Raw genomic sequence first — 25,037 nt, forward strand, 5'->3', positions numbered from 1 at the left:
CCGGGATGATGTCAACAATCGTCGTGCCAGTCACGCATCCGTCGGCGTCCTCGTCGAAACGTGACCCCTCGGTAACCGGACGCGGGGCTCAACCCAGCCGGAGGCGACCCGCGACCGGTCGCCCGCCTCGTCGCTGCGACGCGGCGGCGACGTTGCCGACGAGCCCGACGGCGATCCACGAGGCGATGAGCGAGGAGCCACCGCTCGACACGAACGGCAGGGGCAGCCCCGTGACGGGCATGAGCCCGAGGTTCATCCCGATGTTCTCGAAGGCCTGCACCCCGAGCCAGACCGCGACGCCGATCGCGACGAGGCGGCCGAACGCGTCGGCGCGGCGGGCCACGAGGACGCACCGCACGACGATGAAGCCGATGAGCACGACGAGCCCGGCCGCCCCGAGGAAGCCGAGCTCCTCCCCCGCGACGGAGAAGACGAAGTCGGTCTCCTGGAAGGGGATGAACCCGCCCTGCGTCTGCCGACCCTCGAAGAGCCCCTGGCCGCCGAGCCCACCCGAGCCGATGGCGATGCGTACCTGGCGGGTCTGGTAGCCGATGCCCTGCGGGTCGAGCGAGGGGTCGAGGAAGGCGCGCAGCCGGTTGCGCTGGTAGGCCGACAGGACCGGCGTCAGGAACGCCGCGGCCACGGCCGCCGTGCCGGCGACGAGGACACCGAGCGTCCACACCGCCGGGGCCCCGGCGGCCGCGATGATGACGACGGCCATGGCGACGAGCACGAGGGCCGAGCCGAGGTCGGGCTGGGCGAGCACGAGGACCACGGGTATGCCGGCCACGACCCACGCCAGCGCCACGTCCCGGTGGCGTTGGCGCAACCCGCGCTCGGCCCGCTCCGCCAGGAGCATCGCGAGACCGATCGCGAGCGCCACCTTCATCAGCTCCGACGGCTGCAGGCTCATGCCGCCCGGCAGCCGGATCCAGGAGCGCGACCCGTTGACGGTCGACCCGAGCGGCGAGACGACCGCCGCGAGCCCGAGGACGGCGACGACGTAGACGACGGGAGCGACCGCTCGGACCACGCGCACGTCGAGCCGCGCCACCACGGCGGCGCACGCGATGCCGACGCCCAGCGCGACGAGCTGCTTGAGCGCCGCGGTCCCGCCGGCCGACACACGAGTGGCCGACCAGACGAGGACGACGCCGACGACCGAGAGGCCGAGGGCGCCGATGAACAGTCCGAGGTCGACCCGCAGCCACGACGGGTGGGCGGGGTTCCGGGCCGCCCGCCGGACGCCGCCGGCAGGGCGCGTCGGCGGAAGGAGCGGCCCGGCTACGACGGGACGATCGCCGAGAGGATCTCGCGACATCGGACCACGTCCTGGGCCATCTGCTCGACGAGGGTGTCGATCGACTCGAACTTCAGGGTGGGACGCAGGTGCGAGACGAACTCGACCGCGACGCGCTCGCCGTAGAGGTCGAGGTCGGTGCGGTCGAGGACGTAGGCCTCGACCCTGCGCTGGTGACCGTCGAACGTCGGGTTGGTGCCCACGGAGACGGCCGCCGGGAGGGTGCGGTCGGGGGCACTCTCGTCGAGGCCGAGACGGACGAGCCACCCGGCATACACCCCGTCGGCCGGTACGAGGCCCTCGTGGTCCTGCGAGAGGTTGGCCGTGGGGTAGCCGAGCTCGCGGCCCCGGTGGTCGCCGTGCACGACCGTGCCGGTGACCCGGTGCGGACGGCCGAGGATCTGGGCCGCGTGGTCGACGTTGCCGGCGAGCAGCTCGGCGCGCAGCTGCGTCGAGCTCCAGCGCGCGCCCTCGTCGGCCCCCTCGCCGATGTCGTCGAGGGCGATGACCTCGAAGCCGTGCGCGGCGCCGAGCTCACGCAGCGTGCCGACGTCGCCGGAGTTGCGCACGCCGAAGCGGGTGTCCTTGCCGACGACGACGGCGCACGCTCCGAGGGCGTCCACGAAGGTGCCGCGCACGAACTCCTCGGGCGTCTGCTGGGCGAAGTCACGGGTGAACTCGATGACGAGCACCGCGCCGACGCCCACCGACGCGAGGGCGTCGAGTCGCTGCTCGAGCGACGTGACGGCAGCCGGGGCCCGGTCGGGGTAGAGCACGGCGATCGGGTGCGGGTCGAAGGTGACGGCGACGGGAAGGGCGTCGCGGTCGGCGGCCTCGCGCACGACGCGCGTCAGGACCTCGCGGTGCCCGCGGTGCACCCCGTCGAAGTTGCCGAGGGTGACGACGGTGGGCCCGAGGTCGGCCGGGATGTCGTCGAGTCCGTACCAGCGCTGCACGGCGACCACTGTAGTGGCCCCGTCGGAGCGGCCGTCCGAGGGCTCGGGCACGAGGCTCAGGCCCCCGCCCCTGAGCCGGCGAAGACCACCTTGGCCCGGGCGGTCGGACGCGTCTCGTCGAGCACGGCGACGAGTCGCCCGTCGGGGTCGATGGCGGCCACGGCGTCGGAGCCGTCCACCGCGCTCCGGATGCGCTGGCCGTAGCCGAGGGCGAGTGCCTCCTCGGCCGTCACGTCGTGGACGGGCAGCTGCGCCCGTGCCGCCTCGGCGATGGGGAGCAGGGGTATGCCGTCCGGTCCGTCGGCCTCCGAGATGGCCGTGAGGTCGTCGAGTGAGACCGCGCCGTCGAGCGCGAAGCGGCCGACCCGCGTACGCCGGAGCGCCGTCAGGTGGCCGCCGACGCCGAGCGCCTCGCCGAGGTCGCGGGCGAGCGCGCGGACGTAGGTGCCGGACGACACGTCGACCTCGACCTCGACGTCGACGACGTCGATCGGGGGGCCGACCTCGACCGTCGCCGTGCCGGGGCGCACCGAGAGCACGTCGAAACGGCTCACCGTGACCGGGCGTGCCGGCAGGTCGACCGAGTCGCCCTGCCGGACGCGCGTGTAGCTGCGTACGCCCTTGACCTTGATGGCGCTGACCGAGCTCGGCACCTGCTGGATGTCGCCCGTCAGGGCCGCGACGGCCGCGGGCAGCGCCGTCTCGAGGGCGGGCACGTCGTCGACCCCGAGCGCCTGGGTCGTCTCGCCCTCGGCGTCGTCGGTGAGGGTCGCCATCCCGAGACGGATCGTGGCGGCATACGACTTGTCGCAGCCGACGAGGAAGGTCAGCAGCTTCGTGCCGCGCTCGACGCCGAGCACGAGGACACCGGTCGCCATGGGGTCGAGCGTGCCGGCGTGGCCGACCCGGCGCGTGCCGCAGAGGCGACGGGCGCGCGCGACGACGTCGTGGCTCGTCCATCCGGCCGGCTTGTCGACGACGAGCAGGCCACCCGAACGGTCGGTCATCGGGCGTCGACGTCCGCGTCCACCTCGGCGTCCACGTCGTCGCTGTCCTCGTCGTCCGCCGAGCGGTCGACCGGCTTGCGGTAGGGGTCGGGATCGCCGGCGGGCTTGGCGTTGGCCGCGGCGCGGGCCAGCTCCTCGTCCCGGGCCCGGGTCTGGGCCACGAGGTCCTCGAGGTGGGCAGCGCCCTCGGGCAGCGCGTCGGCGATGAACTCGATGGACGGCGTCAGACGGATCCCGATGCCCTTGCCGACGGCCGATCGGATGCGGCCCTTGTTGGCCTCGAGCACCTCGGCCGTGGCCTGGCGGTCCTCGTTGCTGCCGAAGACGGTGTAGAAGACGGAGGCCTGCTGGAGATCACCGGTGACGCGAGCGTCGGTGATGGTGACGAAACCGAGGCGCTCGTCCTTGAGCCGGAACTCGAGGTACTCGGCGACGATGACCTTGATCCGGTCGGCGATCTTGCGGGCGCGGGCGGGGTCAGCCATGACTACCTCTTTCGTGTGCTGTGCGGTCGGGCCGTGACAGCCGGGCCGACGTGGTGTTCACCCTAGTAGCGGGCCGGGGGCCCCGCGCATTCCCACCCGGGCGTCCGGGGAGCGGGTGTGGACCGCCGCGGACGGCGACGGCGCCGACCCCCGTGGGGGCCGGCGCCGTCGGACCGGTCGAGCTCAGGCGCGCGGCTTCTCGCGCATCTCGAACGTCTCGATGACGTCGTCGATCTCGATGTTGTTGAAGTTGCCGAGGTTGATACCGCACTCGAAGCCCTCGCGGACCTCGGTGACGTCGTCCTTGAAGCGACGCAGACCGGTGATCTCGATGCCCTCGCCGATGACGGTGCCGTCGCGGATGATCCGCGCACGGGTCCCGCGCTTGATCTCGCCGGAGCGCACGAGCGAACCCGCGACGTTGCCGAACTTGCTCGACTTGAAGACCTCGCGGACCTCGGCCGTGCCCAGCTGGACCTCTTCGTACTCCGGCTTGAGCATGCCCTTGAGCGCTGCCTCGACGTCGTCGATCGCCTGGTAGATGACCGAGTAGAAGCGCATGTCGACGCCCTCCCGGTCGGCCAGCTCGGCGACCCGCTCCGCGGGGCGGACGTTGAAGCCGATGATGATCGCGTTGTCGACCGTCGCGAGGTTGACGTCGTTCTGCGTGATCGCACCGACACCGCGGTGGATGATCCGCAGGTCGACCTCGTCGCCCACGTCGATCTTGAGCAGTGCGTCCTCGAGCGCCTCGACCGAACCCGACACGTCACCCTTGAGGATGAGGTTGAGGGTGTCGACCTTGCCCGCGGCGAGAGCCTCGTTGAGGTCCTCGAGCGAGATGCGCTTGCGGCGCTTGGCGAGGCTCGCCGCACGCGACGCGGCCTCACGACGCTCGGCGATCTGGCGCGCCGTGCGGTCGTCAGGTGCCACGAGGAACGTGTCACCGGCGCCGGGCACCGACGTCAGACCGAGCACCATGACCGGACGCGAGGGACCGGCCTGCTCGACGTTGTTGCCGTGCTCGTCGAGCATGGCACGCACGCGGCCGTGACCGCTGCCGGCCACGATCGAGTCACCGACGCTGAGGGTTCCCGACTGGACGAGGACGGTCGCGACCGGACCGCGCCCCTTGTCGAGGTGCGCCTCGATGGCGACACCACGGGCGTCCTTGTCGGGGTTGGCGCGCAGGTCGAGAGCCGCGTCGGCGGTGAGCAGGACGGCCTCGAGGAGCCCGTCGATGTTCGTGCCGTTCTTGGCCGAGACGTCGACGAACATCGTGTCGCCGCCGTACTCCTCGGCGATGAGGTTGTACTCGGTCAGCTGCTGACGGATCTTGGCCGGGTTGGCGTCCGGCTTGTCGACCTTGTTGACGGCCACGACGATCGGCACGTTGGCCGCCTGGGCGTGGTTGAGTGCCTCGATGGTCTGCGGCATGACGCCGTCGTCGGCGGCCACGACGAGGATCGCGATGTCCGTCACCGACGCACCACGGGCACGCATGGCCGTGAAGGCCTCGTGACCGGGGGTGTCGATGAACGTGATGGCACGCTTCTCGCCCTCGTGCGTCGTGGCGACCTGGTAGGCACCGATGTGCTGGGTGATGCCACCGGCCTCGCCCTCGGCGACCTCCTCGGAGCGGATCGCGTCGAGGAGCTTCGTCTTTCCGTGGTCGACGTGGCCCATGACGGTCACGACCGGTGGACGCGCCTCGAGGTCCTCGTCCTCCTCCGCCTCGAGCTCGGCGTCGAGGTCGATGTTGAACGAGCCGAGCAGCTCACGCTCCTCGTCCTCGGGCGACACGACCTCGATCTCGTAGCCGAGCTCGGCGCCGAGCACCTTGAAGGTCTCCTCGTCGAGGGACTGCGTGGCCGTGGCCATCTCGCCGAGGTGGAACAGCACGGTGACGAGCGACGCCGGGTTGGCGTTGATCTTGTCGGCGAAGTCGGTCAGCGAGGCACCACGACGAACGCGGATGGTCGTCTTGCCGTCGCCACGGGGGACGCTGACGCCACCCAGGCTCGGCGCCTGCATCTGCTCGAACTCCTGGCGCTTCGCGCGCTTGGACTTGCGGCCTCGGACCGGACGACCGCCGCCGCGCCCGAAGGCACCAGCCGTCGAGCCACGACCGCCACCGCCACCGCGGGGACCGCCGAAGCCACCGGGGCGACCGCCGCCGGGGGCCCCGCCGGGGCCACCACCGAAGCCACCACGGCCACCGGCGCCACCGGGGCCGCCACGGCCGGGGCCGCCTGCCGGGCGCTGGCCCGGCCGACCGACGGTGCTGCGCTCGGGCATCATGCCCGGGCTGGGACGCGGACCACCGGGACGCGGGGCTCCACCGGGAGCACCGGGACGACCGCCTGCGGCAGGAGCCCCGGGGCGCGGGGCGCCACCGGGAGCACCCGGACGCTGGCCCCCCTGACCGCCCTGACCGCCCTGACCGCCCTGGCGCTGCTGCGGACGCGGCATGCCCTGGCTGGGGCTGAACGGGTTGTTGCCCGGACGCGGCGCGGTGTCGCCACCGGGACGCGGGGCACGGGACTGACCCATGCCCTGGCTCGGGGCGAACGGGTTGTTGCCCGGACGCGGCTGCCCCGGACGGGGAGCCGGACGCGGGGAGGCCGGGACGCCGGAGGTCTGCTGACCACCGTCACGGCTGGACTGCACCCGAGCCGGAGCCGACGCCGCAGGAGCGGCGGGCGCCGGAGCAGCCGGGGCCGGAGCCTTCGGTGCCGGAGCGGAGGGCGCGGGGGCTGCCTTGGCGGGGGCCGGAGCGGCTTCGCGGGCGGCAGGTGCTGCGGGAGCAGCCGGGGCCGGAGCCGCCGGTGCTGCGGCTGCGGGAGCGGCCGGCGCGGGGGCCGACGGCGCCGGAGCAGCCTTCTGGGGCGCGGCGGGAGCCGCGCTCGTGGCGGCGGCCTTGGGGGCCGCCGGCTTCGTGTCGCCGCTGGACGAGCCTTCCCGGGGGAAGGTCTCGATGATCTTGCGGACGACGGGGGGCTCGATGGTCGACGATGCCGACCGGACGAACTCTCCCTGGCTCTTCAAGTGTGCGAGCAGTGTCTTGCTCTCGACTCCGAGCTCCTTTGCGAGCTCGTAGACCCGGACCTTAGCCACATCTCTCCTGTTCCTGGTCCGGCCTGAACAGGAAGTGGCCGAACCGTGGGTTATTGCTGGGGCTTGCTCATCGCTGAGTACTCATCGGGTGCTCATAGCGTTTTCAACCCGCCTTGGTTCGTTGACTGATCTCTGACTGATCGGTGCGACCCGTGTGGGGCACCGGAGCGTTGCTGCGTGTCCTGGACTCCGAGATGTCGTGCCACCGCGCTGACGTCGAGGGCGACCTGCAGGCGCAGGGCACGTCCGAACGCCTTGCGGCGCACTGCCAGCTCGAAACAGTCGGGCGTCGGGTGCAGCCATGCACCACGTCCCGGCATCCGGTGTCTCGGGTCGGGACGGAGCGTGACCGGGGAGGTGTCCCCGGGGTCTCCGTCCGTCGCCGCGACCACTCGCAGCAGGGCCGACCAGCTATCCATTCCTCGACATCCCACACAGGTGCGGGACGGCTCAGCACGGAGTCCAGTCCGGTCGGCCACAGGTAAGTCTACCGCGCCGCAGCGCGAGACCGCGCATCGGGGAGCGAGCCGGCCTCAGGGGCTGTCGGTCGTCCCGTGCTTCGCGGCGGAGTCGGCCGCCTCGGTGTCGGGACGGATGTCGATGCGCCATCCGGTGAGCTTGGCTGCGAGGCGGGCGTTCTGGCCCTCCTTGCCGATCGCGAGGCTCAGCTGGTAGTCGGGCACGACGACACGCGCGGCGCGGGCCGTGGCGTCGACGATCTCGACGGACTGCACCCGGGCGGGCGACAGGGCGGCCGCGACGAAGGTAGCTGGGTCGTCGGCGTAGTCGACGATGTCGATCTTCTCGCCGCGCAGCTCGGTCATGACGGCACGGACTCGGGCACCCATCGGGCCGATGCACGCGCCCTTGGCGTTGACGCCGGCAACCCGGCTGTGGACTGCGATCTTCGTGCGGTGACCGGCCTCGCGGGCCAGAGCGGCGATCTCGACGGTGCCGTCGGCGATCTCGGGCACCTCGAACTTGAAGAGCGTGCGCACGAGGTTGGGGTGGGTGCGGCTCAGACCCACCTGGGGGCCCTTGGGCCCGCGCTTGACGCTGACGACGAAGCAGCGCAGGCGCTCGCCGTGGACGTAGCGCTCGCCCGGCACCTGCTCGGCCAGCGGCAGGATGCCCTCGACCGTGCCGAAGTCGACGAGGACGTTCCGGGGGTCCTGGCTCTGCTGGATGATGCCGGAGATGACGTCACCCTCGCGGCCCTTGAAGTCGCCGAGGATCGCCTCGTCCTCGAGGTCGCGCAGTCGCTGGACGATGACCTGCCGCGCCGTCGATGCAGCGATGCGGCCGAACCCGACCGGGGTGTCGTCGAACTCGGTTCCGGGCTCGCCACGCTGCGGACGTTCACCCTCCTCCGCGGCCGGAAGCAGGTCGCCCTCCTCACGGGCCCAGACGATGACGTGGCCGGTCTTGCGGTCCAGCTCGACCCGCGCGATGCGCTGGCTGCCGTCGGTGCGGTGGTAGGCGACGAGGAGCGCCTGCTCGATGGCGGGGATGAGCACGTCGAGGCTGATGTCGCGCTCACGTTCCAGGGCGCGCAGGGCTGCGAGGTCGATGTCCATCAGTGGTCCCCTTCCAGGGCGGACGTCTCGTCCGGGTCGTGGGTGTCGTCGTGTGCGTCGTCTGAGGAGTCGTCGGAGGAGTCGTCCTCGGCGTCGTCGACGGCGTCGTCGGTCGCGGTGCCAGAGCGCGAGAACTCGACCTGCACGGTGCCGCGCTGGACGGTGTCGAGGTCGAGGGTCACGTGGCGCGCCGGGGTCTTCTTCGTGGCGGGGACCTCGAGGGTGAGCGAGTCTGCGCCGACCTCGGTGAGGCGCCCGGTGTCGGTGCCGTCCTGGTGGACGATCTCGACGAGTCGCCCCACCTGACGCCGGAGCTGGTCGCGAGAGGTGAGCGGTCGGCCGACCCCGGGTGAGGACACCTCGAGGACGTACGGCGCCTGACCCGTCACGTCGCTCGCGTCCAGCTCGTCGCTCACGGCACGAGTCGCCTCCGCTACGGCGTCGAGCGAGAGCGGCGGGACGGCACTCGTCGTGTCGGCCGCGTCGAGACCGGCGATGTCGGAGTCGACGAGCACACGGACGAGCCGCCGCTTGCCGGCGGGAGACACGGAGACGTCCTCGACGACGAGCCCGAGGGGCGCGAGCACCGGCTCGAGCGTCGCTCTGATCTCCTGGGCCGTGCTCATCAGTCGACGCCTCCTGCTCTTCTCGAATGTCCGGCGCCGACGCCCCGAAGGGCGCGACCGGCACCGCGTGCCCACCACTCTATCGGCGCCGGGGGGTCGTCGCAGACCGCCGCCCGCGTGCGAAGATCTCGGCATGGACGGCGACACCCGTGGGCTCGGGTCACGGGTGATGGAGGGTCTCGGCCGTCCCCCGCGCCGCCTTCTCGTGCTCGGCGGCGGTGCCGTCGCGCTCGCCCTGCTCGTCGATCGCGGACTGCGCCTCGACGTGCCGCCGCCTCCACCACCGGTGCCCACGCGCCGTCCGGCCCCGGACGAGGCGCTCCTGCTCTCGGCGGTGGCCGACCTCGACCACATCGTGGCGGCCGAGACGTCGGTCCTCGCGGGCGACGAGGGTGGCGGCCTGGTCCGTCGGCTGCGCACCGTCAACCGGGAGCAGCTGCGCGTCCTGCGCGGGCGGCTCACGAACGCCGGCGTGCCGACGACCGTCATCGACGCCGCTGTGGCCGCAGGGCCTGCGCCGTCGTCGCGGGCCCGCTCCGCGGGCACTCCCACGCCCTCGGCCGCCTCGCCGACGAGCCAACCGGCCGTCCGCACCCGCCGGGAGCTGGCCGCCCTGCTCGACTCGCTCGGGCCCGACGACTGGTCCGCGCTCACGACGGCGACCGTCGACACCCGCCAGCTCCTCGCGGCTGCGTACGGACAACGCCTCGCCGGCGCGGTGCTCCTCGGGCGGGACGTCGCCATGTCGCCGCCGAGCCCGGTGCGACCCGAGATCGTGTCCCGCACCTCCCCCCTCGTGTACGCCTTCGAGGTCGTCGCGGCCCAGAGCTCTGGCGAGCAGCGGTCGCAGGCCGAGGACACGCTCGCCGCACTGGTGCGCCTCGACATCGCCGTTTCGGGCGCGAGCTCGACGACTCCTGCCGGGTGGGCGCTGCCGTACCCCGTCACGACACCCGGGGCGGCCGGACGGCTCGCGACCGAGACCCTGTCGTCCGCCGTGGACGCGGCCACCGATCTGGCCGCCCCGAGCCCGAGCGCCGCCTCGCTCGAGGACGTCGCACGCTGGAGCGCCGCCGTCCAGGCACTCGCCGTCGACTGGGACGTGCCCCTGACCGCCTTCCCGGGAGCCACCGCGTGAGCTACGACCCCATGTACGACCTCATCCCCGCCCTCTTCGCCCACGAGGTGAGCGGCTACGAGCCCGACGGCTACCTCTCCGGCGAGGACTGGATCGACGCACTGCCCGGGCTCATCACCGACCTGCTCGCCGACTGGGAGCTCGAGCCGATCGGGCGAGCCACGAACGGCGTGTGCGCGGTGGCCATCCCGGTGCGGCTGCTGGGCTCGGGCCGCGACGTCGTCGGCGTGAGCGGCGAGGGCATCCTCAAGATCACCTGGCCGCATCCTGAGGCCGCGACCGAGCACCTGGCGCTCCAGACGTGGAACGGGCACGGTGCGGTGCGCCTCGTGCGGGCCGACCCCGCGCGCTTCGCCCTGCTCCTCGAGCGGCTGCACACCCGCGACCTGACCCGCGTCGACATCGAGGAGGCGTGCGGCGTCATCGGTGACCTGCTCCGGGTCCTGCGACGACCCCCGCACCCACGCGTGCCCAGCCTCACGGCATACGCCCTCCGTCAGGCCGAGGAGCTGGCGGCGGCACCCGCGGTGCTGCCGCGGCGCTACCTCGACCAGGCCTCGACGCTCGCCCGCGAGCTCGTCGAGCGGGCCCCCGTCGAGGACCGGCTGCTGCACACCGATCTGCACTACACCAACGTCCTCGCCGCCTACCGAACCCCGTGGCTCGCCATCGACCCCAAGCCGATGGCCGGTGACCCGGCGTTCGAGGTGGCTCCGGCCCTGTGGAACCGGGCCGGCGAGCTCGGGACGGGCTCCGAGGTGAGGTGGTCGCTGCGTCGGCGCCTCGAGATCATCTGCGAGCGCGCCGGCCTCGACGAGGGCCGGGCCCGCGCATGGACGATCGTCCGCGAGGCCGACAACGCCCTCGACGCCGCCGAGGCACTGGCGAAGGGCCCTTCCGACGACGCCTGGGCGCACGACCGGATCAGTCTCGCGGTGACGATCATCAAGGCGATGAACGACTGAGCCGGCGGGCTCGCGAGCGCCGACACGACAGGCTCGGAACAGACTCGACGACACGTCCACGACTTGCGCCCGACGTCGTCGATCAAATCGTTTCGACTCCGAGGGGCTCGACGCCTTAACCTTGTCGCGCTCCCCCACCTTCGTTGTCGAAAGGCACTCGCATGCCTCGCCTTGCCATGCCCACCTCCCGCGACCAGCGCTCGGCCACGCCGACCCCTGCTCGCGAGATCGCGCGCATCGCCGTGCCGGTGAGCATGGAGTTCGTCCTCATGCTCGTGCTCAACTTCGTCAACCAGATCGTCGTCGGGAGCCTCGGGGCCACCGCGATCGCCGCTGTGGGCTTCTCCAACAGCCTCACCTTCATCCTCGCGGTGACGCTCGGCTGTCTCGGCACGTCGGTGAGCATCCTCGTGGCGCGGGCTCACGGCGCCGGTCGCCGGGACGCCCTCGACCACACGGTCACGGCCGCGCTGCTCGTGGCCGTCGGGCTCGGCGTCGTCGTCTCGCTCGTTCCCTGGCTCTTCGCCGACCACCTGATGTCGCTCGTCGGGGCCTCCCCGTCGGTGGCGGCCGCGGGCACCGACTACTTCCGCCTCACCGTCCTCGCGACGCTGCCGGTCATGCTCAGCGCGATCCTCTCCGGCGTCCTCCGTTCGGCCGGCCGGCCGACGAGCCCCATGATCGCGACGATGGTCACCGTGGTCGCGAACTCGGTGATCGCGTACTCCCTCGTCGTCGGGCTCGGCCCGCTGCCCTCGCTCGGTGTCGCGGGCGCCGGCTGGGCCACCCTCGTGACGGCCGTCGTCAAGGCGGTCATCCTGCTGTGGATGGCCTACGGACGACGAGCCGTCGTCGGCTGGAGCCTGCCCGACAGCGTCCGGCAGTGGCGGGCTGTCATCGTCCCCCTCTTCGTCCTCGCGCTCCCACTCGGCGTCACCGAGCTCTTCTGGACCGTCGGGACCTTCCTCTACAACGTCGTGTTCCAGCAGCTCGGCGACGAGGCGCTGGCCGCCGCGCAGATCGTCACGACGCTGGAGGGCGTCTTCGTCGTGGGCAGCATCGGGCTCATGAGCGCCACGACCACCCTCGTCGGCCGCTCCGTCGGTCGCGGTGACGTCGACGACGCGATGGCCTGGGTGCGGCGGCTGACCCGCGCGGGCGTCGGGACGGCTGCCGTCTTCGGGGTCCTCTTCGGCGCAACGGTGCTGCTGCTCGACGTCCTCTTCGGGGAGGCGGGTCGCGACGTGCGCACCATGGCCGGCGTCGGCATCCTCATCAACGCGGCCTTCCAGGTGGTCAAGGTGCGCAACATGATCGTCGGTGCGGGCGTGCTGCCCAGCGCCAACGACGTGCGCGGGGTCATCATGGGCGACGTCGTCGGGGCGTTCCTGGTCGGGCTGCCGCTCGCCGTCCTCCTCGGCCTGCACACGCCACTCGGCTACGTCGGCATCTTCGTGGCCCGCATCCTCGAGGAGCTGGCCAAGCTCGCCATCTTCACGTGGCGTGCGCGTCGTATCCGCTGGGATCGCCTCGTCACGCCGCGCGAGAGCGTCACCGCCTGACGGCCCGTTCGGTCGCCCGTCGCCCCAGCCGGCGAGGGCGTGCGCGAGAGTGGTGGCATGCCCAACCGCCTCGACCGAGCGACCAGCCCCTACCTGCTCCAGCACCGCGACAACCCGGTGCACTGGCAGGAGTGGGGCGAGGCCGCGTTCGTCGAGGCGCGCGAGCGCAACGTCCCCGTGCTCCTGTCGGTCGGCTACGCGGCCTGCCACTGGTGCCACGTCATGGCCCACGAGTCCTTCGAGGACGAGGCCGTCGCCGCCGCGCTCAACGACCGTTTCGTCGCGGTCAAGGTCGACCGCGAGGAGCGACCCGACATCGACGCCGTCTACATGTCGGCGGTCACTGCGACGACCGGCCACGGCGGCTGGCCGATGACGGTCTTCCTCACCCCCGAGGGCGAGCCGTTCTTCTGCGGCACCTACTTTCCGCGCGACCACTTCCTCCGCGTCCTGGCGGCCCTCGACGAGGCCTGGCGCACGCGCGAGGACGAGGTGCGCGCGTCCGGTTCGCACATCGCCACCAGCCTCGCCGAGGCACTCCGACCGCCGACGCCGTATGCCGTCGAGCCGGGAGCGTTGGCGTCCGCGGTCGGGCTGCTGGCCCGCCAGTTCGACCACGTCGCAGGCGGTTTCGGCGGCGCACCGAAGTTCCCGCCGTCGATGGTGCTCGAGTTCCTGCTGCGCCACCACGCCCGGACCGGCGACCGGGACGCCCTCGCGATGGCCTCCCGCACGCTCGAGGCGATGGCGCGCAGCGGCCTCTACGACCAGCTCGCCGGTGGCTTCGCGCGCTACGCCGTCGACGCCGGCTGGGTCGTGCCGCACTTCGAGAAGATGCTCTACGACAATGCCCTGCTGCTGCGCGCGTACACGTCGTGGTGGAAGGTGACTCGCGACCCGCTGGCCGAGCGCATCGCCCGTGAGACAGCTGACTTCGTCGTGCGCGAGCTCGGCACCGAGACCGGTGGTTTCGCGTCGTCGCTCGACGCCGACGCTGCCGGCGTCGAGGGGCTGACGTACGCGTGGACACCGGAGCAGCTGCGAGAGGTCCTCGGCGACGACGACGGCCCCGTCGCGGCCGAGCTCCTCGGCGTGACGACGGAGGGCACCTTCGAGCACGGCGCCTCGACGCTGCAGCTGCCGTCCGAGCCGGGTGAGCGCGGCTGGTTCGACGACGTGCGCGCACGACTGCTGGCAGCCCGCGCCGAGCGTCCTCAGCCCGGTCGTGACGACAAGGTCGTGACGTCGTGGAACGGCCTCGCGATCGCCGCGCTCGCGGGTGCTGGCGCCGCTTTCGAGCGGCCGGACTGGGTGGCGGCCGCGACCCGGTGCGCCGCGCACGTCCTCGACGTGCACGTCGTCGACGGGCAGCTGCGGCGTGCGTCACGACTGGGCACGGTCGGGACGGCTCGTGCCGTCGCGGACGACCACGGCAACCTCGCGGAGGGGCTGCTCGTGCTGCACCAGGTGTCGGGTGAGCCGCGCTGGCTCGAGGCCGCCCGACAGGTCCTGGACACCGCGAGCGACTTCGCGGCCGACGACGGCGGGTTCCACGACACCGCCTCGGACGCCGAGCCGCTCTACCTGCGCCCTCGCAGCGCCGCGGACAACGCCGAGCCCGCGGGGCAGTCCGCCCTGGCGGGAGCGCTCGTGACCCTCGGCGCGGTGACCGGTGACACGGCCGCCCTCGCGGCCGGCGCCACCTCCACCGCTGCGGGGATGGGGCTGGCCGTCCGCGAGCCGCGGTTCGGCGGGTGGTCCCTCGCGGTCGCCGAGTCCCTCGTCACCGGACCGCTGCAGGTCGCCGTCGTCGGGTCCGGTCGCGACGCCGACGCGCTCGAGGCAGTGGCGCGGCGGTCCCCGAGCCCTGGACTCGTCGTCGTGCGCGGCGAGCCGGACGCGGCCGGAGTCCCCCTGCTGGCCGACCGCCCGCTCGTCGGCGGACGGGCTGCGGCCTACGTCTGTCGCGGCATGGTCTGCGGACTGCCCACGACCGACTCCCACCACCTGGCTGCACAGCTGGGGTCCGGGGCGGCCGACGGGCTCGGCGGAGCGGGTGTCTGAGTGGGCGGCGGAGTGGCGGCTGAGGCGACGAACCGCCCGACATTCGCAACTCGCGGGCCAAACCGCCGCATTCTGCAAGAATCACCGCATGATGGGCTCAGCGCGCACCGCGGTCGTCGTCGAGGACGACGACGACATCCGTGAGCTCATCACGCACAGCCTGACCATGCAGGGCTTCGAGGTCTCGGCGGCGTCCTCGGGACAGGCGGGCCTCGAGCTCGTCGTCGCGACCGACCCCGACCTCGTCACCCTCGACCTGGGCCTGCCCGACCTCGACGGCATCGAGGTGTGTCGCCGGGTGCGCGACGTGAGCCAGGCCTACGTCGTCATGATCAGCGCGCGCACCGACGAGATCGACCGCCTCATGGGCCTCGAGATCGGCGCCGACGACTACCTCACCAAGCCGTTCAGCCCTCGCGAGCTGCAGGCCCGCGTCAACGCGATGTTCCGCCGCCCGCGCACCGGTGGACCCAACGGATCCGACGACGGGGCGGGTTCGTCCAGCGCCACGTCGGCCGCCTCAGCCGTCGTGCCGCCCGCGGACGGCACGACGCCGGACGAGCCGGCACCCGAGCTCGTGCGTCACGGTCGCATCGCCGTCGACCCGGAGGGCCGCGTCGCCACGGTCGACGACCGGGAGGTCGACCTGACCCGCACCGAGTTCGACCTGCTGTCGACGCTGATCAGCGCACCGCGCCGCGTGTGGTCGCGCGCCGTCCTCCTCGACAGCCTGTGGGGACCCGGGTGGTCCGAGGAGCACCTCGTCGAGGTGCACGTGGGCAACCTCCGCCGCAAGCTGAGCCGTCTCGGCCCCGACGGCACGCGTGCCCCGATCCGGACCGTGCGGGGCGTGGGCTACCGCATGGAGGAGCCCGACGCGTTCTGACGCCGACGGCGCTGCTGTGGGACCGCTCCCACGTGTCGCCGCGTCGACGCGCCGGAGGTCAGGCGACGACCGGAGGGGCCGAGCGGTCGAGGTGGGACCGCAGCGCGACGCGTGCACCTGGGGCCAGGCCCAGCATCGACGTCCCGCGTTCGCGGGCGAGCTCGGTCTCTCCGCGACTGACTGCGTCAATGACGCAGAGCACGGCCGACTCGAGCCGGACGAGTCCGACGGTGGCCGACGAGACGCGCAGGCTGAGCAGCACGTCCATCGCCGCGACCTGGTCGCGGCGATCGAGCGCAGACGCGGCGCGGGCCAGCCGTGCATCGAGCATCCGCAGGTAGGTCCGGGCGATGGAACGGGCGAGGTCGTCGCTCTCGAGCTCCGACGCGAGACGGGTCAGGGCCGTCGGGTCGAGCTGGTCGATCGTGAGTCCGGAACAGGTCGGGCTCACGACCTGCTCAGCGGCCACGGCCGGCGCTGACGGCATCCGGGCCCTGAGCCGTCCTGGGGCGCTGCGGACGTCGGGCGAGGTCCAGGGTCAGGACGGGCCGGCCTCCCACCGGCTGGCCCGTCCCGCTCCGGTCCCCTCCCCCCACCGAAAGCTCCGAGTGGGCCCGCCGACCGGGGAGGGCGCCGCAACCGCGCACCGTCACTGCAGGGTCAGTGTCGGTGCTGACGGTCATGGCGCTCTCCTCCCCGGATCGGCGGGCACTCGCCCGAAGGTCTCTGAGTCAGCGAGCCGGTCCCCCGACCGTTGCTGCTGATGAGGACGACTCTGCCGCGCCAACTGCAAGGTGCGAGGCCCAGGGCGCGCATGGTTTGCGCAAGAAAGCCTCAAGGCCCTACCGGTTCGGTCAGGCGTGCGCCTCTTGTCCTGCACACATCCCGACGGGTGGCTGAGGGGGCGACGCCAGGGCGCGCGCCACGGCGCGCTGTGCGGGGTCAGAGGGCCGTCGAGAGGTAGTCCGTCGCGCTCGTCGCGAAGGCCTCGCTCGTGCGCTCCGATCCGACGAAGAGTGCCGTGGCCCAGATGTCGGCCCACAGCAGGGTCGGTCCGGTCACCGTCACGGATCCGGGACGTCCGACGAGCTCACCGGACGCCGGGTCGTAGAGGTGGGCACCCCGGGCCGCCGTCCCCGAGGTCGCCACGGCCCCACGCGTCAGCGTCAGGGTGTGCGCGACCCGTTGCCGGTCGCGTGGGTCCTCGACGCCGACCCGCCAGACGATGGCCTCGGGTCCCTCAGCGCGCACGTCGGGATGGGCACCGATCAGGATGTCGCCACCGGCATTGATGCAGAAGGAGATCCGCTCCAGCGCCGACAGGGGCACTGATGCACGGTCGACGGCCCACCCCTTGACGAGGCCTGTCGGGTCGAACGCGAGGTCACCGTCTCCCGTGGGCAGCAGGGTCGTGAACGCCCCCTGGGTGAGCACCTCGGCCTCCTGCCCGATGCGCAGTGCCTCCTCCACGAGAGGACTGCACTGCGCGACTTCGACCTCCTCGCGGCGCAGGCGCATGAGGTCGGAGTCGGCGCGGTAGGTCGAGAAGATCGAGTCCATCTCGCGAAGGATCCGAAAGGCCGACGCCACCGCCTCGTGGGCGGCGAGACCGTCGACGTCGTCGCCGCGCAGGTGGATGGAGATCGGCATACCCATGATCTGCTCGACCCACGCCCGCCGTGCCGGCGTGGGGGCGGGGTCGGGGACGCCGGGCTGGCGCGGTCGCGTGACGGGTCGGCTCATGTTCGCTCCTTGGTCGCCTGTCTCAAGAGTGCCTCAGAGGTTGGCCTGGTCGATGGCGGACTGCAGGGACTGCGTGTAGCCGTCCCAGGTGTACGTGGCACCGGACACGACATCGATCTGCGCGGACTGGGCGCTGACGGCCTCCTGGTTGTAGACCGGGACGGCGGCCGAGTTGATCATCTGGTCGTGCCGGTCGTTCCACGGGACCTGGAGCACCTCGGCGGCCGTGATCTTGCCGCTCTGGACGGTGATCTGGACCTGGACGTTGCCGAAGCGGGTCATGACGGCGTCACCGGCGTACGTCTTCGCCGCGGACGAGGTGCTCGTCGAGCCGGACGAGCCCGAGGAGCCGGACGAGCCCGAGGACGACGACGAGGACGAGGACGAGCCTGACGTGGTGGTGTCGTCGGCGGGCTCCTGACCGGAGGAGTCGGTCGAGGACGCGGACGACGACCCGGACGCGGAGCCGGTGCTGGCCGAGGTCTTGCTGCTCGTCGTCACCTGACGGGTCTCCGCGGCCACGACGGCGGACGAGCTGCGGGACGTGCTGTAGCTCAAGAGGAGGACGAGCACGGTCAGGGTGCTCATGGCCCAGAGGACGATGCGACGCATGGGGGGCTCGATTCGGTTCGGGTCGGTGCACGTCGCGGAGTCGGGCGCGACGGCTGCCAAATCTCAGTAGGCGAAACGCTCGTGGTGGACGGCGTCCGGGGACACACCGGCCTCGTGGGCTGCGGTGATGACGGCGTCCATCCAGGCGGGGTTGCCGCACACGTAGACGTCACGATCGGCGATGTCGGGGACGATCCGGGTCAGGGCCTCGACGTCGCTCAGGTGTCGTGAGTCGACGGGGAGCCAGCTCTCGCGCTCGCGGTTGCGGTGGCCGACGACGGCGACGACGCGGCCGCCCTTGGCCCGGGCGAGGTCGAGCAGCTCGTCGCCGAGGACGATGTCGGACTGGCTGCCGACGCGATAGATGACGACGACCCCGTCCTGCGACGCGGGCAACCCCTCGAGGATGGCGCGCAGCGGCGTGATGCCGATGCCGGCTCCGATGAGCACGGCCTTCTCGCTCGTGCGCACCCCGGCGTGCAGGCGGCCGTACGGGCCCTCGACGAGGACCTTGGTGCCCGGGCGGAGGGTCGCGAGGCGCGCGCTCGAGCCACCGACGGCCTCGGCCGTGATCCGGAGCGAGCGACCGTCGGGCGCGGCGGACAGCGAGTACGGGTTGCCTCGGGTCCAGCCCGCGCCGTCGAGGAAGCGCCACTGGAAGAACTGGCCGGCACGGACGGGGAGGCGGTCGAGGCGACGGCCCGTCATGACGACGGACGTCACGGTCGGGGACTCGGCGACGACCGCGGAGACGACCAGGCGGTGGCGGCGCGAGCGGACGAGCGGCAGCCCCACCCGGTAGACGAGGACGGCGACCAGGGCGAAGGCGTACAGACCCCACCAGAACACCGTCGCGGTGACGTTCGCGGTGAAGTCCGCCCCGGTCCAGAGCTGGTGCGGCAGCGCGAGGCCGGCCCCGAGGTAGGCGTAGAGGTGCAGCAGGTGCCACGACTCGTAGCGCATCTTGGCGCGCGCCTTCTTCACGGAGGTGACGACGACCATGACGAGCGCGACCGTGCCGGCGAGAGCGAGCAGCATGCCCGGAGAGTGCAGGACCTGGTCGACGAAGGTGGCGACGACGCCGAGGTCGGTACCAACGCTGTAGCCGACGGTGACGAGGGCGATGTGGGCGATCATGAGGGTGAACGAGGTGAAGCCGACGAGCCGGTGGACTCGGGCGAGCTCGTCCTGTCCCCAGGCCTGCTCCACGAGCGGGATGCGAGCCATGAGCAGCACCTGCAGGAGCATCAGCACCGAGGCGACGAGCCCGGCGAGGCGCCCGATGTTGGTGACGCTCTCACCGAGCGAGCCGAAGGCGGTCAGCCCTCCCCCGACGACCCAGAGGGCCACGACGAACAGCGTGACCGCCCAGGCGAACACGGCGGAGGCGTCGCGCCACCAACGGGGCGTGGGGGCGAGCGCCCGGCGTCGCGACGTGGCCAGCACCGAGAGGTCGCGGCTCTCGGGGAGGGCGAGTGAGCTCATGTCACACACATTTGTGGCGGACCCTGTGGGTGCGCTGTGTCGACGGGGTGCCTCTGGTGTGAGTCAGGGGCCGCCCGCCTCCGCGCCGCCGGCGGTGGAGGCCCGTCCGGGCCGGGCAGCAGGGGGACCGGAACCGGTCAGGGCCACCAGCCGAGCAGACTCCCGCCGATCTTGACGATGAACGCGGTGACGACGAGGACGAACACGACGCGCACGAAACCACTCCCCCTCGCGACGGCCGTGCGCGCCCCGACATAGCCGCCGAGCAGGTTCGCACCCGCGATGATGACGCCCACCTTGAAGAGCACGAGGCCCATCGGCAGGAAGACGGTCAGCGCGCCGAGGTTCGTGGCGAAGTTGGCGATCTTCGCCTTGGCGCTCGCCTCGAGGAAGTTGTAGCCGAGCAGACCGACGAGGGCGAAGACGAGGAAGCTCCCGGTGCCGGGACCGAGCGCGCCGTCGTAGACCCCGATGGTGAAGCCCGTGAGCATCGCGAGCACGGTGTGCCGGGCGCCGTGGAAGCGGCGGATCGACTCCTTGCCGAGATCGGGCTTGAACAGCGTGTAGCCCCCGACGAGGACGAGGAGCACGAGGATGATGGGGTAGAACGCCGACTTGGGGATGTGCAGCCCGATGAGCGCCCCGCCGATCGACCCCACGTAGGCGACGGCTGCCATCGGCAGCGCCGTGCGCAGGTCGGGCCGCACGCGTCGGTAGAAGGTGACCGAGCTCGTCGCCGTGCCGAAGATCGAGCCGAACTTGTTCGTCGCGAGCAGCTGTGCGGGGGACGCGCCGGGGAGCCCGATGAGCAGAGCCGGCAGCTGCACGAGGCCGCCCCCGCCGACGACGGCGTCGATCCATCCCGCGACGAAGGCCGCGGCACCGAGGAACGCCAGAGTGGTGAGCGTGGGATCGCTCACGCCTCGTCGCCCCCGTCGACCCCCCGAGCCTCGTGGTTCCAGAGGGCCACGATCCCGGCGACGTCGAGCAGCTCGTCCGCGACGGCGTCAGGCCGGGCGTCCACCGCAGTGCGTTGGCCCGGGGGGATGTCGGAGTGCGGCACGAGGATCGCGCGCATGCCCACCTGGTGCGGACCGTGGACGTCCTCGAAGATCCTGTCGCCCACGTAGACCGCCCGCTCCGGGGCGACGCCCAGCGCGTCGCAGACGGCGTGGAAGGCGTCGGGGTGGGGCTTCACGACGTGGATCTCGGACGAGTAGACGTCGGCGTCGAGCAGGTCCAACACACCGTCTCGGGCGAAGACCTCCCGGTGGTAGTCCCTGGTCCAGATCGTGTTTGACAGCACACCGATTCGGATCCCCCTGCGCTGCAGCGACTCCCAGAGCGGTCGGACCTGCCTGTCCGTGTGGGTGTGAGGCTCCCAGAAGCGTTGGTAGGCGGCCAGCGCGAGGTGGTGGCGGTCGTGCTCGGCGTCGACACCGGCCGACTCGAGGATCGACGCGAGTGACGCACTCTCGTGCGTCTCTCGCCCGCGACGCCAGGCCCGCTCCTCCGCCTCGTGGATGCGCATGGCGAGCGAGTCAGCCTCGGCCAGGTCCTCGGCGGGCATCGCGGGATCCTCGACCGGCAGCCCGTGCACGGTGCGGGCGAAGACGCGCCACTGCTGGGGCAGATCGACCTCGTGCCAGGGCGTCAGCGTGCCGCCCCAGTCGAAGACGACCGCCTCGACCGGGCATGGCGAGGAGCTCACGAGCGCTCGACCTCCGCGGTGACCTCGGCGGTCAGGGCGGCGACGGCGTCGTCGACGGCGACCTCCCGGCGCTCTCCCGTGCGCCGGTCCTTGATCTCGACCGTGCCGTCGGCGAGCCCGCGGCCGATGACGAGGATCGTCGGGATGCCGACGAGCTCGGAGTCCTTGAACTTCACGCCGGGGCTGACGCCCTTGCGGTCGTCGACGAGGACGGTGAGGCCCTGGATCTCGAGCTCGCGGGCGAGCTCCTCGGCCTTGACGAAGAGCGCCTCGTCCTTGCCGGCCACGACGATGTGGACGTCGGCGGGCGCGAGCTCGCGCGGCCAGACGATGCCGGACTCGTCGTGGTTGCCCTCGACGACGCAGGCGACGGCCCGTGAGACGCCGACCCCGTAGGAGCCCATGACGACCGTGACGAGCTTGCCGTTCTGGTCGAGCACCTTGAGGTCGAGCGCCTCGGCGTACTTCGTGCCGAGCTGGAAGACGTGGCCCATCTCGATGCCGCGGGCCGTCGACAGCGTGTGGTCGCAGTTCGGGCAGGCGTCACCGGCGCGGACCTCGGCGGCCTCGATGGTGCCGTCGGCCGTGAAGTCGCGGCCGGCGACGAGGTCGATGACGTGCTGGCCGGCGACATTGGCGCCGGTGACCCAGCGGCTGCCCTCGGCGACCCGGGGGTCGAGCAGGTAGCGGATGCCGGTCGTGCCCTCGAGTCCGAGCGCACCCGGGCCGATGTAGCCCTTGACGAGCGCCGGGTTGGCCGCGAAGTCGGCCTCGGTGAAGGCTTCCACCTCCGCCGGCTCGACCTGCGCGCCGAGGCGCTTCTCGTCGACCTCGCGGTCCCCCGGGACGCCGATGGCGAGCGGCTCGCGGGTGCCGTCGGGCTGGACGAGCGTCACGACGACGTTCTTCAACGTGTCGCCCGCGGCCCACGGGCGGTCCTCGCGGGGGAAGCGCTCGTTGAGGTGGGCGACGAGCGTGTCGATGGTCGGGGTGTCGGGGGTGTCCTCGGCGTGAGCAGCCGGCACGCCGTCCCAGCCGACCGGGTCGGGGGCGGGCACGCGTACGGCCTCGACGTTGGCGGCGTAGCCGCAGCTCGTGCACCGCACGTAGGTGTCCTCGCCGACCTCGGCGGTGGCGAGGAACTCCTCGCTCTTGCTGCCACCCATGGCGCCGGCCATCGCCTCGACGATGACGTAGTGGAAGCCGAGGCGGTCGAAGATGCGGACGTAGGCCTCGCGGTGCAGCTGGTAGCTCTTGTCGAGACCTGCGGCATCGACGTCGAAGGAGTAGCTGTCCTTCATCACGAACTCGCGGCCCCGCAGCACGCCGGCGCGCGGACGGGCCTCGTCGCGGTACTTCGTCTGGATCTGGTAGATCGAGAGCGGCAGGTCCTTGTAGGAGCTGTAGAGGTCCTTGACCGTGAGGGTGAACATCTCCTCGTGGGTCGGGCCGAGCAGGTGGTCGGCTCCCTTGCGGTCCTTGAGGCGGAAGATGTTGTCGCCGTACTCGGTCCAGCGACCGGTGGCCTCGAAGGGCTCCTTGGGCAGCAGTGCCGGGAAGAGCAGCTCCTGGGCGCCGATGGCGTCCATCTCCTCGCGGACGATCTTCTCGACGTTGCGCAGCACGCGCAGGCCGAGGGGCAGCCACGTGTAGACGCCGGGGCTGACCCGCCGCACGTAGCCGGCGCGGACGAGCAGCCGGTGGCTCGGGACCTCTGCGTCCGCCGGGTCCTCACGAAGGGTTCGCAGGAACAGGGACGACATGTGCAGGGCCACCGGGACTCCTCGAGTGGTGCAGGGTGCACGGCGCGGCGGGAACCCGCGCGGGTGCGGAACCCCGGCAGGATATCGGCCGCCCGCGATGTCCCGTTGGCCCGCATCTTGTCCACTTCCTGTCCTGACCGGACAGGAACCGGTCACGGGCTTGACCGGCGAGTAGGCCCGCGTGTTCAGTGAGCCTGCCGGATCGGCAGGTGCGGTCGAACTCGTCCAGACATCGTGACGTCCTTGTGACAACACGACGGGGTGTTCGGCCACGCACGGATGAACGGTGAGCAACAATCGGGGAGGGCGTTCGCGCCTCACGAAACACCACAAAGGAGTGTTGACGACCAGATGAGCGATCCCTCCATCCCGGCTCCTGGATCCTCGGGTGCGGACAGCACCGGCGCCGCGGCCCCTGCCGCGAACCCTCCCGGCAGCGTCATCCTCGAGATGCAGGACATCACCAAGGAGTTCCCCGGCGTCAAGGCGCTCTCGAACGTCTCCATGGCCGTGCGCCGCGGAGAGGTCCACGCGATCTGCGGGGAGAACGGCGCCGGCAAGTCCACCCTCATGAAGGTGCTCTCCGGGGTGCACCCGGCCGGCACCTACGACGGCGAGATCCACTTCGAGGGTCACCTGTGCGAGTTCAACAACATCCGCGACAGCGAGCACGCCGGCATCGTCATCATCCACCAGGAGCTCGCGCTCATCCCGGAGATGTCGATCGCCGAGAACATCTTCCTCGGCAACGAGACGGCCAAGAGCGGCGTCATCAACTGGCTCTCGACCCGCGTCAAGGCGCGCGAGCTGCTCGCCCGCGTCGGCCTCGAGGAGGAGCCCGACACCAAGATCCGTGACATCGGCGTCGGCAAGCAGCAGCTCGTCGAGATCGCCAAGGCGCTCTCCAAGGACGTCAAGCTGCTCATCCTCGACGAGCCGACCGCCGCACTCAACGAAGGCGACTCGCAGCACCTGCTCGACCTCATCGCGGGCCTGCGCTCCAAGGGCGTCACCTGCATCATGATCAGCCACAAGCTCAACGAGATCGAGCAGATCGCCGACTCCATCACCATCATCCGCGACGGCAAGTCGATCGAGACCCTCCGCGTCAAGGAGGACGGCGTCGACGAGAACCGCATCATCCGCGGCATGGTCGGCCGTGACCTCGAGTCGCGCTTCCCCGACCACACCCCCGACATCGGTGAGGTCTTCTTCGACGTGCGCAACTGGACGGTGCGCCACCCGAGCGTCGCCGACCGGCTCGTGGCCAAGCACAGCGACTTCTTCGTCCGCCGAGGAGAGATCGTCGGGTTCGCCGGCCTCATGGGCGCCGGACGCACCGAGCTCATGCGCAGCCTCTTCGGTCGCTCCTACGGCACGTACGTCGAGGGCACGATCCTCAAGGACGGCAAGGAGGTGCGGCTGCGGTCCGTCGCGGACGCCATCGACGCCGGCCTCGCCTACGTCACCGAGGACCGCAAGACGCTCGGTCTCAACCTCCTCGACGACATCAAGCGCACCACCGTCTCGGCCCGGCTGTCGCGCATCACCCACGGCTTCGTCGTCGACGAGCGCGAGGAGTACAACTACGCCGAGTCCTACCGGAAGTCCCTGCGCACCAAGGCTCCCAACGTGAACGAGGGGGTCTCGAAGCTCTCCGGCGGCAACCAGCAGAAGGTCGTCCTCGCGAAGTGGCTCTTCACCGAGCCAGACCTGCTCATCCTCGACGAGCCCACGCGCGGCATCGATGTCGGTGCCAAGTTCGAGATCTACGGCATCATCCAAAGGATGGCCTCGGAGGGCAAGGGCGTCATCCTCGTCTCGTCCGAGCTCCCCGAGCTGATCGGCCTGTCCGACCGCATCTACACGATCGCCGAGGGCGCGGTCACCGGCGTGCTGTCCCGCGAGGAGGCCGACCAGGAGTCGCTGATGCGACTCATGACCCGGCGCACGCACGGCGGCTCCGAGGCGACCACGCGCGAGAGCGCGTGACCGGCGCCGAGACGCCGGGCCCGACACCTCCCCCATCCACACCCGACA

Annotated in this window: 21 protein-coding genes; 6 read left to right on the forward strand and 15 right to left on the reverse strand. The window is 71.6% G+C overall.

Translation table 11 applies throughout. The features are described from left to right. Nucleotides 1-88: 88 nt before the first annotated feature. The 8 genes from rodA to rimP all read right to left on the reverse strand — a co-directional run bounded on the left by rodA (nt 89) and on the right by rimP (nt 9,068). Nucleotides 89-1,321 carry a rod shape-determining protein RodA gene (gene rodA, locus NR112_RS02440; protein WP_256792387.1) on the reverse strand — a complete coding sequence of 411 codons (1,233 nt, stop codon included), beginning with the start codon at nt 1,319-1,321 and terminating at the stop codon, nt 89-91. Then, on the reverse strand, nt 1,285-2,256 hold the full coding sequence (locus NR112_RS02445; protein ID WP_256792388.1) for a bifunctional riboflavin kinase/FAD synthetase: 972 nt from the start codon (nt 2,254-2,256) through the stop codon (nt 1,285-1,287). Before NR112_RS02445 ends, rodA begins: the two co-directional genes overlap by 37 nt. A gap of 56 nt (nt 2,257-2,312) precedes the next feature. Beyond that, nucleotides 2,313-3,263 (reverse strand): tRNA pseudouridine(55) synthase TruB, encoded by a 951-nt coding sequence (truB, locus tag NR112_RS02450; protein WP_256792389.1) that lies wholly within the window; start codon nt 3,261-3,263, stop codon nt 2,313-2,315. Then, nucleotides 3,260-3,748: a 30S ribosome-binding factor RbfA gene (rbfA, locus tag NR112_RS02455; RefSeq protein ID WP_056769847.1), complete on the reverse strand. Its 489-nt coding sequence runs from the start codon at nt 3,746-3,748 to the stop codon at nt 3,260-3,262. The genes truB and rbfA overlap by 4 nt, the downstream gene beginning before the upstream one ends. 183 nt (nt 3,749-3,931) lie before the next feature. After that, the gene (infB, locus tag NR112_RS02460; protein ID WP_256792391.1) at nt 3,932-6,865 is read right to left on the reverse strand and encodes a translation initiation factor IF-2; all 2,934 of its coding nucleotides are present in this window, start codon (nt 6,863-6,865) and stop codon (nt 3,932-3,934) included. Nucleotides 6,866-6,957: 92 nt separating this feature from the next. After that, nucleotides 6,958-7,344: a YlxR family protein gene (locus NR112_RS02465; RefSeq protein WP_308336085.1), complete on the reverse strand. Its 387-nt coding sequence runs from the start codon at nt 7,342-7,344 to the stop codon at nt 6,958-6,960. A 54-nt stretch (nt 7,345-7,398) separates the two neighbouring features. Next, nucleotides 7,399-8,442 carry a transcription termination factor NusA gene (gene nusA / locus NR112_RS02470; RefSeq protein ID WP_256792392.1) on the reverse strand — a complete coding sequence of 348 codons (1,044 nt, stop codon included), beginning with the start codon at nt 8,440-8,442 and terminating at the stop codon, nt 7,399-7,401. Next, on the reverse strand, nt 8,442-9,068 hold the full coding sequence (gene rimP, locus NR112_RS02475; RefSeq protein WP_256792393.1) for a ribosome maturation factor RimP: 627 nt from the start codon (nt 9,066-9,068) through the stop codon (nt 8,442-8,444). The genes nusA and rimP overlap by 1 nt, the downstream gene beginning before the upstream one ends. A gap of 133 nt (nt 9,069-9,201) precedes the next feature. On the opposite strand from rimP, the gene NR112_RS02480 reads away from it, so the two are divergent. The 5 genes from NR112_RS02480 (at nt 9,202) to NR112_RS02500 (ending at nt 15,683) form a co-directional block, all read left to right on the forward strand. After that, nucleotides 9,202-10,206 (forward strand): hypothetical protein, encoded by a 1,005-nt coding sequence (locus NR112_RS02480; RefSeq protein ID WP_256792394.1) that lies wholly within the window; start codon nt 9,202-9,204, stop codon nt 10,204-10,206. Next, the gene (locus NR112_RS02485; RefSeq protein ID WP_256792395.1) at nt 10,203-11,171 is read left to right on the forward strand and encodes an aminoglycoside phosphotransferase family protein; all 969 of its coding nucleotides are present in this window, start codon (nt 10,203-10,205) and stop codon (nt 11,169-11,171) included. The genes NR112_RS02480 and NR112_RS02485 overlap by 4 nt, the downstream gene beginning before the upstream one ends. A 161-nt stretch (nt 11,172-11,332) precedes the next feature. After that, the gene (locus tag NR112_RS02490) at nt 11,333-12,733 is read left to right on the forward strand and encodes an MATE family efflux transporter (protein ID WP_256792396.1); all 1,401 of its coding nucleotides are present in this window, start codon (nt 11,333-11,335) and stop codon (nt 12,731-12,733) included. A gap of 57 nt (nt 12,734-12,790) precedes the next feature. Beyond that, nucleotides 12,791-14,797, forward strand: a complete 2,007-nt coding sequence (locus tag NR112_RS02495; protein WP_256792397.1) for a thioredoxin domain-containing protein — start codon at nt 12,791-12,793, stop codon at nt 14,795-14,797. Nucleotides 14,798-14,885: 88 nt separating this feature from the next. Then, entirely contained in the window at nt 14,886-15,683 is a 798-nt protein-coding gene (locus NR112_RS02500; protein WP_256792398.1) for a response regulator transcription factor, read from the forward strand. A 58-nt stretch (nt 15,684-15,741) separates the two neighbouring features. Here the strand turns inward: NR112_RS02500 and NR112_RS02505 are convergent, their stop codons facing one another. The 7 genes from NR112_RS02505 to NR112_RS02535 all read right to left on the reverse strand — a co-directional run bounded on the left by NR112_RS02505 (nt 15,742) and on the right by NR112_RS02535 (nt 23,009). Beyond that, a complete protein-coding gene (locus NR112_RS02505) occupies nt 15,742-16,170 on the reverse strand; it encodes a hypothetical protein (protein WP_256792399.1) in 429 nt (142 codons plus the stop codon). Nucleotides 16,171-16,625: 455 nt separating this feature from the next. After that, a complete protein-coding gene (locus NR112_RS02510) occupies nt 16,626-17,426 on the reverse strand; it encodes an FAD:protein FMN transferase (RefSeq protein ID WP_256792400.1) in 801 nt (266 codons plus the stop codon). Between the two features lie 33 nt (nt 17,427-17,459). Further along, the gene (locus NR112_RS02515; RefSeq protein WP_256792401.1) at nt 17,460-18,038 is read right to left on the reverse strand and encodes an FMN-binding protein; all 579 of its coding nucleotides are present in this window, start codon (nt 18,036-18,038) and stop codon (nt 17,460-17,462) included. A gap of 63 nt (nt 18,039-18,101) precedes the next feature. Next, nucleotides 18,102-19,523: a ferric reductase-like transmembrane domain-containing protein gene (locus NR112_RS02520; RefSeq protein ID WP_256792402.1), complete on the reverse strand. Its 1,422-nt coding sequence runs from the start codon at nt 19,521-19,523 to the stop codon at nt 18,102-18,104. Between the two features lie 137 nt (nt 19,524-19,660). Then, nucleotides 19,661-20,443, reverse strand: coding sequence for a TSUP family transporter (locus NR112_RS02525; RefSeq protein ID WP_256792403.1), 783 nt, complete (start codon nt 20,441-20,443; stop codon nt 19,661-19,663). Next, nucleotides 20,440-21,234 (reverse strand): HAD family hydrolase, encoded by a 795-nt coding sequence (locus tag NR112_RS02530; RefSeq protein ID WP_256792404.1) that lies wholly within the window; start codon nt 21,232-21,234, stop codon nt 20,440-20,442. Before NR112_RS02530 ends, NR112_RS02525 begins: the two co-directional genes overlap by 4 nt. Continuing rightward, nucleotides 21,231-23,009, reverse strand: coding sequence for a proline--tRNA ligase (locus NR112_RS02535; protein ID WP_256792406.1), 1,779 nt, complete (start codon nt 23,007-23,009; stop codon nt 21,231-21,233). The genes NR112_RS02530 and NR112_RS02535 overlap by 4 nt, the downstream gene beginning before the upstream one ends. Nucleotides 23,010-23,447: 438 nt before the next feature. On the opposite strand from NR112_RS02535, the gene mmsA reads away from it, so the two are divergent. After that, nucleotides 23,448-24,989 carry a multiple monosaccharide ABC transporter ATP-binding protein gene (mmsA, locus tag NR112_RS02540; protein WP_256792841.1) on the forward strand — a complete coding sequence of 514 codons (1,542 nt, stop codon included), beginning with the start codon at nt 23,448-23,450 and terminating at the stop codon, nt 24,987-24,989. The last annotated feature ends 48 nt before the right edge of the window (nt 24,990-25,037 follow it).

Origin of the sequence: Terrabacter sp. Ter38, assembly GCF_024519435.1 — a bacterium.
Classification (GTDB): Bacteria; Actinomycetota; Actinomycetes; order Actinomycetales; family Dermatophilaceae; genus Terrabacter.